Origin of the sequence: Pseudodonghicola flavimaris (genome assembly GCF_030164425.1) — a bacterium.
Classification (GTDB): Bacteria; Pseudomonadota; Alphaproteobacteria; order Rhodobacterales; family Rhodobacteraceae; genus Pseudodonghicola; species Pseudodonghicola flavimaris.
In genome coordinates this window covers 165,815-177,381 of record NZ_JASNJD010000003.1, presented here as the reverse complement: position 1 = coordinate 177,381, position 11,567 = coordinate 165,815, and the positions used below count along the sequence as shown (strand labels likewise).

Genomic DNA, 11,567 nt, shown 5'->3' with positions numbered 1-11,567 from the left:
CCCGGCGGGCGCATGCTGGCCTGCGCTCATGCTTGCCCTTCAGGAGGACACCCATGAACCTGCGCCCCTTGCTGATCCTGCCGCCGCTCGTCCTGGGCGTGGCCGGGTTCCTGTGGATGACCCGGGGCGGGGAGCCGCCCGCCCGGTCGCAACCCGAGGCAGAGCTGGCCGTGCGGGTGATGCCGCTGACCGCCGCGCCGCTGGTTCCCTTCGCCGAAGGCTACGGCCGGGTGATCCCGGCGCACAGCTGGTCGGCGGTCTCCGAAGTGCAGGGCCGGATCGTGTCGCTGGCCGAGGGACTGGCCGAGGGCAGCTTCGTCGAGGCGGGCGATCCGATCTTGCAGGTGGACCGCACCGACTACGAACTATCGGTGCAAAAGACCCAGGCGAATATCGCCGCCGCGCAGGCGACGCTGGCCGAGCTTGACCGGCAGGAGGCCAATGCCCGCCGCAATCTGGAGATCGAGCAGCGCACGCTGGACGTGGCGCAGACCGAATACCAGCGGGTCAAATCGCTGGCCGACCGCGGCGCCGGCACCCAGGCCGCTCTCAACACCGCGGAAAAGGCGCTCTTTGCGCAGCAGAACGCGATCACCAATGTGACCAACACGCTGGCGCTGTTTCCGGCGCAGCGCGCCTCGGCCGAGGCGACGCTGGCGGTGCGCCGGGCCGAGCTCGCCGAGGCGCAGCGTGCGCTGGATAAGACCACCATTACCGCCCCGTTCCGCGGCCGGGTCGATGTGCTGAACGTGGAGCAGGATCAGTTCGTGCGCACCGGCGACACGCTTCTGACCCTCGACAGCGCCGATGCGGTCGAGGTGGTGGGGGAATTCGCCCCGCGCGCCTTCCGGGCGATGGCGCTCACCGCGCTCGGGCGCAGGATGCCGCCGGACATGCTGGTCGATACCAGCCGCATGGTGGCGCTGATCCGGCAGCTGGATATCCGCGCCGAGGTGGTGCTGGAGATCGCCGGGGTCACGGGCAGCTACCCGGCCGAGATCCAACGTCTGCGCGGCACCATCGACAGCGAGACCGGCACCATGGGGCTGGTGGTGAGGGTCGATGACCCCTACCTCGCCAATGGCGCGATTGCACGGCCGCCGCTGCATGTGGGCAGCTTCGTCACCGTGCGGCTGACCGCGCCGGCGGTGCAGGACGTTCTGGCGGTGCCGCGCACGGCGGTGCATATCGGCGATGACGGCCAGCCTTTCGTTTATCTGATGGATGCGGATGGTCGGCTGGAGCGCCGGACGGTCGGCATCGGGCCCGAACTGGGGGCGCTGCAGGTGATCCGCGACGGGTTGAGCGTGGGCGAGACGCTGGTTCTGAGCACCCCGACGCCGCCGATCCCGGGCATCCGGCTGGTGCCGGTGACCGCCCCGGCGCGGAGCGGCTGAGATGATCCGCTTCTTCGTGCGCCACCCGGTGGCCTCCAACCTGATGATGATCCTGATCTGCGTCCTCGGGATCGCCGTCGTGGCCAATATCGAACGCGAGACCTTTCCGGAATTCGCCGCCTCCTCGGTCGCGGTGACGGTGCCTTATCCGGGCGCCTCGGCCCGCGATGTCGACGAGGAAATCTGCATCCCGCTGGAAGACGCGCTGACCGGCACCGCCGGGCTGGCGGAATTCGATTGCCTGTCGATGGACGGGCGCGGCCTGGCCACGGCCGAGATGCAGGACGGCGGCGATATCATCCAGTTCTTCAACGATGTGGATTCCGCGGTCTCCGGCATCACCGATTTCCCCGCTGATGCGGAAACGCCGTCGGTCGAGTTGCAGGGGCGGACCGATCTGGTGGCGCTGATCGCGGTCTCCGGCATTCCCGGCAAGGAGGGGCTGATCGATTACTCCGACCGGCTCTCAGACCGGCTGCAGCTGATCGACGGCGTCGCCGAGGCGCAGGTCGGCGGTATCAGCGATCGCGAAATCCGGGTCAGCTTCGATCCCGGCGCGCTACGCCGCTTCGGCCTGTCGGGCAGCGATGTGCTGAACGCGATCGAGGCGCGCAGCCTGCGCCAGCCGCTGGGCACGGTGGAGGTTCAGGACACCAGCTATGTGCTGCGTTACGCCGATGTGCGCCGCTCGGTCAGCGAACTGGGCGATCTGATCATCCTGCAGAACAGCGCCGGCGGCGTGGTGCGGCTGCAGGATCTGGCGACCATCGAAATGGTCGACAGCGACGAGAACGTGCAATCCTTCATCGACGGCGATCAGGCGGCGATCATCACCATCCTGAAATCCAGCGACGACGACAGCATCCGGGTGTTTTCCGCCGTGGACGAGGTGCTGCAGGCCGAGCGCGCCAGCTATCCGGCGCCGTTCCGGCTGACGGTGATCAACAACCTGACCGATGTGGTCAAGGAACGGCTGGATCTGATCGTCCAGAACATCGGCATGGGGCTGGTGCTGGTCTTCGGCACCATGGCGCTGTTCTTTTCGCTGCGGGAATCGCTGTGGATCTCCGCCTCTCTGCCGGTGTCCTTCCTTGGCGGGCTGTTCCTGATGAACATGTTCGGCATCACCATCAACATGATCACGCTGGTGGCACTGCTGATGGCGGTGGGGGTGATCATGGACGATTCCATCGTCATCGCTGAAAATATCGACAAATGGCGCCGCCGCGCCGGCCCGCTGGAGGCCGCGACCAGGGGCACGGCAGAGGTGCTGCCGGGGGTGCTGTCCTCCTTTCTGACCACGGCCTGCGTCTTCGGGCCGCTGATGTTCATCTCCGGCGATTTCGGCAAGATCCTCAAGTTCATCCCGATGGTGCTGCTGTTGGTGCTGACGCTGTCGCTGATCGAGGGGTTCCTGATCCTGCCCAATCACCTGAGCCACGGCGGCAGGGGCGGGCGGCACGATCCGCAGGCGCGCCGTGCCGCCCGGGTGCTGGAACGGTTCAAGGCGCGGGTGCTGCTGCCGGCGGCGGCGGCGCTGGTGCGGGTGCGCTATCTGACCTTCGGGGTGGTGATCGCGGCGCTGATGCTGTCGGTCGGTCTGGTCGCCTCGGGCAAGGTCAAGGTGATCGGCTTCCCCTCGACCGAGAGCGATACGGTGGTGGCCCGGGTGGCGCTGACCCCGGGGATCGACCGCAGCCGCACGGTGGAGACGGTCGATCAGCTGGTCGCCGCGCTGAACCGCGTCAATGCCCGGCTGAGCCCGGGCACCGAGGGCGGCGCGCCGCTGATCGAACGGGTGCTGGTGCAATATGCCGTCAATTCCGATGTCGACGCCAACGGATCGAACACCGCCACGGTGACCGCCGATCTGCTGGGCAGCGACCGGCGTAATGTCGCGGCCGAGGAGGTTCTGGCGCTCTGGCGGCAGGAGACCGGGCCGATCCCCGATCTGGTGCAGGGCAGCTTCGCGCAATCCGAGCGCGGCCCTGGCGGTTCCGACCTGGATGTGGAGCTTTCGGGCCACGATCTGGAAACGCTGGAGGCCGCCGCCAACGCCCTGCTGGTGGAGCTGGTGGCGCGGCCCGATGTGACCGAGGCCTTCGTCGACCTGCACGGCGGCCGGCAGGAGGTGCAGCTGGCGCTGACCCCCTTCGGCTACTCGGTGGGGCTGACGCCGCAGAACCTGGCCGCGCAGCTGCGGAATGCCTTCGCCGGCGCCGAGGCCGACAGTTTCCGCGCCGGCCCTTCCAGCATGACGGTGCAGGTGGAGCTGGGCGATACCATCGCCTCGCTGGCAGAGTTCGAGATGTTCCCGGTGACGCTTCCGGACGGCAAGCAGGTCGGGCTGGACCGGGTTGCCAGCATCACCCAGAGCACCAGCTATCCCACCATCACCCGCAAGGACGGCCTGCTGGTGGCGCGGCTCGAAGGGCAGATCGACCGGGCGGCCACCACCTCCGGCCTGATCTCGGCGGTGGTGACCGAAGAGCTGGCCCCGCGTGTCCTTGCCGCCTATCCGGGGGTGGAGATCGGCATCGGCGGCGCCACGCTGGAGCAGCAGAAATCCCAGGCCTCGATGGGGCGGGCGCTGCTGCTTGGGCTGGTCGGCGTCTATCTGGTGCTGGCCTTCCAGTTCCGCTCCTACAGCCTGCCCATTCTGGTGATGATCTCGATCCCCTTCGCGCTGATCGGCACCATCCTCGGCCATGCGGTGCTGGGGCTCGATCTGTCGATGCCATCGATGATCGGCTTCGCCTCGCTTTCCGGGATCGTCGTCAACAACGCGATCCTGTTCCTGACCTTCTTCCAGGACCATCTGGAGGGGGAGGATTACGTCACCGCCTCGCTCAACGCGGTGAACGACAGGTTCCGGCCGATCCTGCTGTCCAGCTCCACCACCTTCGTCGGGCTGCTGCCGATCATGTTCGACACCAGCCCGCAGGTGCAGCCGCTGGTGCCGCTGGTGGCCTCGGTCGCCTTCGGCCTGCTGGCCTCGATGGTGCTGGTGGTTCTGGTGCTGCCGTCGATCCTGTCGATCTATTTCGACATCTTCAGCCTGAAGAAATGGATGGCGAAGTTCGATGACGGCGAAGAGGCGCCCGAGGAGGCCACAGCGAAACCCGTCTGACGGTCCAAGGCCCCCGACTCGGCCCCGTCTCGGCCCCGTCTCGCCCGGGTGCCGGACCCGGGCGGGGGCAGGGGGTATCAGACCCGGCGCATCAGCCGCAGAGCATCGTAGATTGCCGCATGGGTGTTGCGGGCGGTGACCGCATCGCCGATCCGGTAGAGCAGGAAATCGCCGCTCTGCGCCCCATGATCGGGCTGCGGGATGCCGGCGATCAGCGCGTCGTAATCCACCGCGCCGCGGTTGCGCGACAGGGGCTTGAGATCGAAATAGAGATCGTCCATCGGCCGGGTGCCGTGGTTCACCACGACCTGATCGAAGCTGCGCTCCTCCCGCCAGTCGGAGTAATCGGTGCCGATCGCCGCCGTCAGCGCATTGCCGTCGCGCCGGACCGCCTTCAGCCGGTAGGTGACGGTGAAACGGGCGCCCCGCTGTTGCAGCGTCTGGACGTAGGGCACCAGATTCATCCCCATCACCTCGGGGGAGAAGGTCCGGTCCGGGGTCATGATCTCGACCTCCGCACCGGTTCCGGCGATCATCTCGGCGGCCTGCAGCGCGGCGGGATCGCCGGCATCGTCATAGACCAGGACCCGCTGGCCCGGGGCGACGTCGCCGGCGAGGATATCCCAGGCGGAGACCACCAGATCGTCGCCGGCCTCGAGCACCTCGGTATCGGGCAGGCCGCCGGTGGCGACGATCACCACGTCGGGATCGAGGGCGGTGATATCCTCCGCCTCGGCGAAGGTGTTGAACCGGAAGGCCACGTCGCGGGCGGCGCATTGCGCCATGCGCCAGTCGATGATGCCGATCATCTCGCGCCGGCGCGGGCTGCGGGCAGTCAGTCGGATCTGGCCACCGGGATCGGCGGCGGCCTCGAAAACCACCACCTCGTGGCCGCGCATCGCCGCGACCCGGGCGGCCTCCAGCCCGGCCGGGCCGGCACCGACGATGGCGACGCGCTTTTTCACCGCCGCCTGGGTAATGTCATGCGGCTCGCTCAGCTCCCGCCCGGTAGAGGCATTGTGGATGCAGAGCGCCTCACCGCCCTGATAGATGCGGTCGAGACAGTAGGTGGCGCCGACGCAGGGGCGGATGTCGTCCTCGCGCCCGGCCCGGATCTTCTGCACGATGTGCGGATCGGCAATATGCGCGCGGGTCATGCCGACCATGTCCAGCAACCCTTCGGCGACGGCATGGCGGGCGGTAGCCACGTCCTGGATGCGGGCGGCATGGAAGGTGGGCAGCCCGATCTCCTGCCGCAGCTGGCCGGCGAAATCCAGATGCGGGGCGCTGCGCATGCCCTGCAGCGGGATCACCTCGGTCAGGTCGGCATCGGTCTCGACACGCCCACGGATGATATTGAGGAAATCCACCAGGCCGCTGTCCTTCAGCCGCCGGCCGATCTCAAGCCCGTCGGCGGTGCTGATGCCATCGGGCGCCATATCGTCGGCGGTATAGCGCAGGCCGACGAGGAAATCAGGGCCGACCCGGTCGCGGATCGCCGCCAGCACGTCGAGCGAGAATGTCATCCGCGCCGCCAGGTCGCCGTTCCAGGGCGCCTCCAGCGTGTTCTGCCGCGGCGCCCAGAAGGCATCCAGCAGGTGGCCGTAGGCCTCAAGCTCGATCCCGTCGAGCCCGGCGGCCTTCATCCGTTCTGCCGCATCGGCGTAATCGGCGATGATACGGGCGATGTCCCAGTCCTCCATCACCTTGGGAAAGGAGCGATGCGCCGGTTCGCGCCGTCCCGAGGGGGCCACCACCGGCAGCCAGTCGCCCTTGTTGGCGCCGGTGCGCCAGCCCAGGTGGGTCAGCTGGATCATCACCGCGCAGCCGTGATCGTGGCATTCGGTGGCGAGCTTGGCCATCCAGGGCACGATGTCGTCGCGATAGGCCTGGAGGTTGCCGAAGGCCGCCGGGCTGTCGCGCGAGACCAGCGCCGACCCGGCGGTCATCACCATGGCGACGCCGCCTTTGGCGCGTTCGACGTGATAGGCGCGATAGCGGTCCTTGGGCAGTCCGTCCTCGCCATAGGCCGGTTCATGCGCGGTGGTCATGATCCGGTTCTTCAGGGTGAGATGCTTGAGCTGATAGGGCTGGAGCAGCGGATCGGTGGTCATGGCGTCCCTGTCTGGTCTTGGCTTCAGGGCGAGCCTAGCAGCGGCAACCGGCAAGGCGATGCTGAAAGCGACATCGCCTGACGTTTCTGGACAGGGCTGTTCAGGCGCTGATCAGAGGCTGGGCAGGCGGCGCGCGGATCGGAACGCGCCCTCCGGTCGCGTGCCTTCGGCGAGGATGTTTGCAGCCAGAAAAAGACCGGGAGCGGGGCGGCGCGGCGGCGGATTGCAAAGCCGGGCGGTTTCGGCCAGACAGGAGGCACGCGCCCGAGCCCCGGGCGCGGCGGATCTGGGAGTGGCGGATGCTGTTGCGGGAACGGGCGGAACTGGCCCTTGCGGATCTGGCGGCGGGACCGTCCTGGCGATCGATGCTGTTTCTGGCGGTCTTCGCGCTGCTGCTGTTCCTGCCGGGATTTTTCAGCCTGCCGCCGATCGACCGGGACGAGACACGCTTTGCCCAGGCGTCGCGGCAGATGGTGGAGAGCGGCGATTTCATCGATATCCGGCTGGGCGAGGGCACGCGGTACAAGAAGCCGGTGGGCATCTACTGGCTGCAGGCGGCGGCGGTGAAGCTGGTGGGCGTGGCGCAGGATCAGAAAATCTGGGTCTATCGGCTGCCGTCGCTGACCATGGCGGTGGCTGCGGTCCTGCTGACCTATCTGATCGCGCTGTCGCTGGTCGGGGCCCAGGCGGCGCTGGTGGCTGCGATGCTGCTGGCGAGCTGTTTCGTGCTGGGCGGCGAGGCGCGGCTGGCCAAGACCGACGCGACGCTGCTGGCCACCATCCTGGCGGCGCAGCTGGTTCTGGCGCGGCTGCACATGGGCGGCGCGGCGGCGCTGCGCGGCGGCTGGGCGTGGCTGTTCTGGGCGGCGATGGGCGTGTCGATGCTGATCAAGGGGCCGATCGGGCCGATGGTGGTCGGGTTGACGATCCTGGCGCTGATCGTGCTGCGGCGCGGGATCGGCTGGCTGGCGCCGCTGCGCTGGGGGTGGGGGCTGCTGCTGTTCGCGGCGATCGTGCTGCCCTGGTATGTGGCGATCACCGTGACATCGGGCGATGCGTTCTGGGCCGAGGCGCTGGGGCGCGACCTTCTGGGCAAGATCGGCGAGGGGCAGGAGAGCCATGGCGCGCCCTTCGGTGCCTATATGCTGGCGGTCTGGCTGACCTTCTGGCCGGCCTCGATCCTGCTGCCCTTCGGACTGTGGTATGGTTGGTCGGCGCGGCGGATGCCGGCGGTGATGTTCTGCCTGGCCTGGATCCTGCCGTCTTGGCTGGTGTTCGAGATCACCGCGACCAAGCTGATCCACTACGTGCTGCCGACTTATCCGGCGCTGGCGATGCTGACGGCGGCGGGCTGGCTGGAGCGGCGGGAGGCGCCGCTGGGCCGCATCTACGGGCTGTTTCTGGGGCTGTTCCTGCTGCTGGCCCTGGGGCTGGCGGCAGCGCCGGTGATCTTCTCGCTGCGCTTCGGCGTCGCGCCCGGCGCGATCTGGGCGCTGGGGGTGGCGATCTCGGTGGCCGGCATGATCTGGGTCTGGGCGGCGCTGCGGCGGGGCGACCGGCTGGCGCCGCTTCTGGGGATGGGGGCGCTGTCGCTGGGGCTGTCGGTCAGCCTCTTCGGTCATCTGGCGCGGCTCGCCCCGATCTGGCCGTCGAACGCCATGTCGGAGATTGCGGTCGAAGCGGATCGGCTGTGCGAGGCACCGGCGATCCTGTCGGTCGGTTATGAGGAACCGTCGTTGCTGTTGCTGAGCCCGCGTCTGCCGCTGTTCCGCCCGGCGGCCGCGGCGGCAGAGATCGCGGCCGCTGCCCCCTGTGCGCTGGTCTTCGTGACGGCAGAGCAGAAGCCGGCGTTCGACGCGGCGATGCCGAAGACCGGAGAGGTGCTGGGGCAGGTGACCGGCTTCGCCCTGGGCGGCGCCGATCAGGTCGATGTAACGGCTTATCTGTTCCGCTGAACCGGGACCGGCTGGCGGACCCGCTGGCGCGTTGCCGGATCGATCTGGGCCAGGCCCTGGCGCAGCGCCCGATAGAGCGTCTGCGCGCCGAGCCGGATCAGCCGGCCGGCGCCCGCCAGACCGCGGCTGAACAGCCGGTCGAACCAGACAAGCGCCAGGCATTGCACCATCCAGCCAAGGACGGCCCCGGCCAGCACCTGCCAGATATTATGGGCGCCCACGGCGATGCGCGATCCGCCGACGAAGCCCGCCGACAGGATCGCGATCCCCTTGGCGACACGGTTTTCCGTCAGGCAGCTGTTGACCAGCCAGGAGGCGCCGAACACCGTGGCCGCGGTGTGCCCGGAGGGGAAACCGGCGGTGCCGCCGTTGGGGCGGATGTTGATCGGAGCCTCGCCCAGCAGGCGTTTCGAGGTGTTGTAGGTGCTCGACAGCAACAGGAAACGGCCGAAATACCGCACCCCGTCGCCGGTTGCAGCGGCACAGGCCAACCCCGCCAGCGGCACCGCGATCTGCACGTTGTCGCCGATATGCTCCAGCTTGCGATCGGACAGGCCGAAAGCGACCATCACGATTGCCATCATGATGTAGACGCCGAAGCGGCGCATCACCCGGCGCAGCCAGGGGCGGCCGGCGAAAAGGGTGTCAGGATTTGCGGGGTCTGTCAGGAGGCTCCGGTGGGAGGGGGACGTCATGTCGTGAGGATCTCGCTGAAATCTGGCTGATCTTGCCGGCACAGATGTGACCCCAACATTTCAATGACGTGACGACAGCGGCACCGGCGGGACGAAAACCGCGAAAAATCTGCAAAATCGTGCGCAAATCGCTCCGGAATGCCTGCGGACTGAGCCGTGGCAACTCCGGGGCGAGCCGGAACAGCCGGGCCAGCAGGTGGGCGAGCGTCGCGGTCAGGATCATCGACCAGACCACGTCGGAGAGGAAATGGCGCCCTTTCATCACCCGCATCGAGGCGGTGGCGACGAGGACCAGTGCCAGCGCGATCACCAGGCTGCGGCGCCGGTGGGCGGGCACCACATGCCACAGCAGCAGCCCGATGATGATGGCGCCGCTGGTCAGGAAGGCGGCCTCGCCCGAGACGAAGGAACAGTTATAGGGGCATTGATCCGAGATCTGCAGCGGCGGGGTGAAGCGGAGCGTGCCGCCGAAGATCTCCAGATCCGCCGGGCGCGCCCGGCCCCAATGCGCCTTGAGCACCAGATTGACCAGAATGCCAGGCCCCAGCAGCATCAGGCTGGCGCAGAAGGCCCAGACCCGGGTGGGAATGCGCATGGCGTGGCGGGTGAAGATTCCCTGGATCGTCAGCGCCACCGCCGCCAGCAGCATCAGGTTGAGGCCCTGCCAGAGCAGCTTGCGCAGGAACTGGAGCGCCGGCAAGTCGGAAAGCGGGAAGCTCTGGCTTTGCGGATCGAAGAACAGCCGCGAGACTGCGATATCGATGCCGGGCAGGATGGCGAAGATCAGGCAGGCGGCAAGCCAGGCGATCATCAGCGCCGGACCGATACGAAAGCCGGAGGAGGGAGCGGGCGCGCGCGGTGTCACTTCTCAGCCCCTCCCCAGCAGGGTGCGTGCCGGACATAGAGATAGAGCGTGTCATCGGCATAGATGCCGGGACCCGGACGCCAGGTGGCATCGGGCAGGGTCTTGCCACAGGCGCTGGCGCCGTTCAGCGTGGCGAAGAGGAACCCGTCCTGCCGCGTCGCCGGATAGGGGTGCCGCTGGGCATAGAAGTTTTCCGGCCGGCCGGCGGGCGGGGCGGCGTAGATGGCGATCTCGCTGCCCTTGGCCTTGTGGAACAGATCGGCCAGCAGGTGGCGATCGTCACTGACCACGGCGCTGAGACCGCGGGCGCGGGCCTCCTCCAGGATGCGGCTGCTCATCTCGCCCTGGCCGATATAGCGGCGCATCAGCAGCCTGTGGTGATCGCCCACGGCCCAGCGGTCGGCCTGGGTGGCGGCGATCGGCAGGAAGGCGCTGAGCGCGAGGTTGAGCGCCAGCGCCACCCAGAACAGGCTGCGCGCCCGGTGCCACAGCACCGGCACCACCAGCAGCAGCAGGCCGAGACAGGCGGTCACCGCCCAGTTGGCATAGGCCTTGGACAGCAGCGCCTGCAGCGTCACCAGCAGCAGCGTCGGCAGCGACATCGCCACCAGCCAGCGCGGCGCCCAGTCGGCCCGGGCCAGCGCCCGGGGGGCAAGCCAGAGATAGGCGCCGAAGGTGATCGGCCCCATCACCGCGAATTGCGCCAGCAGGAACTCGACCGCGCCGGCGGGGTTCAGGTGTACCCCCGGCCGCTTCACCCAGTCGACATTGTCGGCGGTGTGGGAAAAGGTCATCAGATCGTTCTGCAGGTTCCAGATCAGGTTCGGCGCCAGCACCGCCAGAAAGGCCAGGGCGGCGAGTGCGGCATCGCGCAGGGCGATCCGCGCCTGTGGCGCCAGCGCCGCGCCGATGCCGGCGCCGATCACGAAGTAGATCGCGGCATATTTCGCCAGCATCCCGACCCCGAGGCAGAGCCCCAGCGCCACGGCGGCCGGCGCGGACCGATGGCGGGTCAGCCGCAGATAGAGCCAGAACGCCCCGGCGAAGAAGGGCAGCAGGATCGTATCGGTGGAGACCAGCAGCGATCCGGCCGCCGCCACCGGCAGGCTGACATAGATCACCGCGACCATGGCGGCGGCGCGGCGGTCGGCGATCTGCCGTGCCGCGCCCATCAGCACCAGGGCGGTGGCGGCCTGAAACAGCGGTCCGGGCAGGCGAATCCAGAAATCGCCGTCTCCGCCCAGCTCGGTGAAGGCGCGCAGCACCCAGCCGATCAGCGGCGGCTTGGAGTAATAACCCCAGGCGAGCTCCTGTCCCCATTGCCAGTATTGCGATTCATCGACGAAGAGTTCGGCGGTGGAGAAGGCCAGCAGGACGACCCGGTAGATCGTGAGCGCGGCCACCGCCGCGA

7 protein-coding genes are annotated in these 11,567 nt (G+C 68.3%); 3 read left to right on the top strand and 4 right to left on the bottom strand.

Going from position 1 to position 11,567, the window contains the following annotated elements; all coding sequences use genetic code 11:
- Positions 1-53: 53 nt before the first annotated feature.
- Both QO033_RS05365 and QO033_RS05360 read left to right on the top strand, forming a co-directional pair.
- The gene (locus tag QO033_RS05365; RefSeq protein ID WP_284479914.1) at positions 54-1,397 is read left to right on the top strand and encodes an efflux RND transporter periplasmic adaptor subunit; all 1,344 of its coding nucleotides are present in this window, start codon (positions 54-56) and stop codon (positions 1,395-1,397) included.
- Between the two features lies 1 nt (position 1,398).
- The gene (locus QO033_RS05360) at positions 1,399-4,527 is read left to right on the top strand and encodes an efflux RND transporter permease subunit (protein WP_284479913.1); all 3,129 of its coding nucleotides are present in this window, start codon (positions 1,399-1,401) and stop codon (positions 4,525-4,527) included.
- Positions 4,528-4,604: 77 nt separating this feature from the next.
- Here the strand turns inward: QO033_RS05360 and QO033_RS05355 are convergent, their stop codons facing one another.
- Positions 4,605-6,641, bottom strand: coding sequence for an NADH:flavin oxidoreductase (locus QO033_RS05355; protein WP_284479912.1), 2,037 nt, complete (start codon positions 6,639-6,641; stop codon positions 4,605-4,607).
- A gap of 299 nt (positions 6,642-6,940) precedes the next feature.
- Between QO033_RS05355 and QO033_RS05350 the strand changes: the two genes are divergently transcribed.
- Positions 6,941-8,596 carry an ArnT family glycosyltransferase gene (locus QO033_RS05350; RefSeq protein ID WP_284479911.1) on the top strand — a complete coding sequence of 552 codons (1,656 nt, stop codon included), beginning with the start codon at positions 6,941-6,943 and terminating at the stop codon, positions 8,594-8,596.
- Here QO033_RS05350 and QO033_RS05345 read toward each other — a convergent pair.
- Genes QO033_RS05345 through QO033_RS05335 form a run of 3 tightly spaced genes read right to left on the bottom strand, consistent with a single transcriptional unit; the run spans position 8,581 to position 11,559 of the window.
- Positions 8,581-9,291 carry a phosphatase PAP2 family protein gene (locus QO033_RS05345; RefSeq protein ID WP_284479910.1) on the bottom strand — a complete coding sequence of 237 codons (711 nt, stop codon included), beginning with the start codon at positions 9,289-9,291 and terminating at the stop codon, positions 8,581-8,583. The two genes, QO033_RS05350 and QO033_RS05345, sit on opposite strands and share 16 nt — an antisense overlap.
- A complete protein-coding gene (locus QO033_RS05340; protein WP_284479909.1) occupies positions 9,242-10,156 on the bottom strand; it encodes a phosphatase PAP2 family protein in 915 nt (304 codons plus the stop codon). The genes QO033_RS05345 and QO033_RS05340 overlap by 50 nt, the downstream gene beginning before the upstream one ends.
- Positions 10,153-11,559 carry an ArnT family glycosyltransferase gene (locus QO033_RS05335; protein WP_284479908.1) on the bottom strand — a complete coding sequence of 469 codons (1,407 nt, stop codon included), beginning with the start codon at positions 11,557-11,559 and terminating at the stop codon, positions 10,153-10,155. The genes QO033_RS05340 and QO033_RS05335 overlap by 4 nt, the downstream gene beginning before the upstream one ends.
- Positions 11,560-11,567 lie beyond the last annotated feature (8 nt).

What these genes read in the sequence shown, in the direction of transcription:
- QO033_RS05355 (WP_284479912.1), bottom strand. Translation starts at nt 6,641, where the DNA reads ATGACCACCGATCCGCTGCTCCAGCCCTATCAGCTCAAGCATCTCACC.
- QO033_RS05350 (WP_284479911.1), top strand. Translation starts at nt 6,941, where the DNA reads ATGCTGTTGCGGGAACGGGCGGAACTGGCCCTTGCGGATCTGGCGGCG.
- QO033_RS05365 (WP_284479914.1), top strand. Translation starts at nt 54, where the DNA reads ATGAACCTGCGCCCCTTGCTGATCCTGCCGCCGCTCGTCCTGGGCGTG.
- QO033_RS05345 (WP_284479910.1), bottom strand. Translation starts at nt 9,291, where the DNA reads ATGACGTCCCCCTCCCACCGGAGCCTCCTGACAGACCCCGCAAATCCT.
- QO033_RS05360 (WP_284479913.1), top strand. Translation starts at nt 1,399, where the DNA reads ATGATCCGCTTCTTCGTGCGCCACCCGGTGGCCTCCAACCTGATGATG.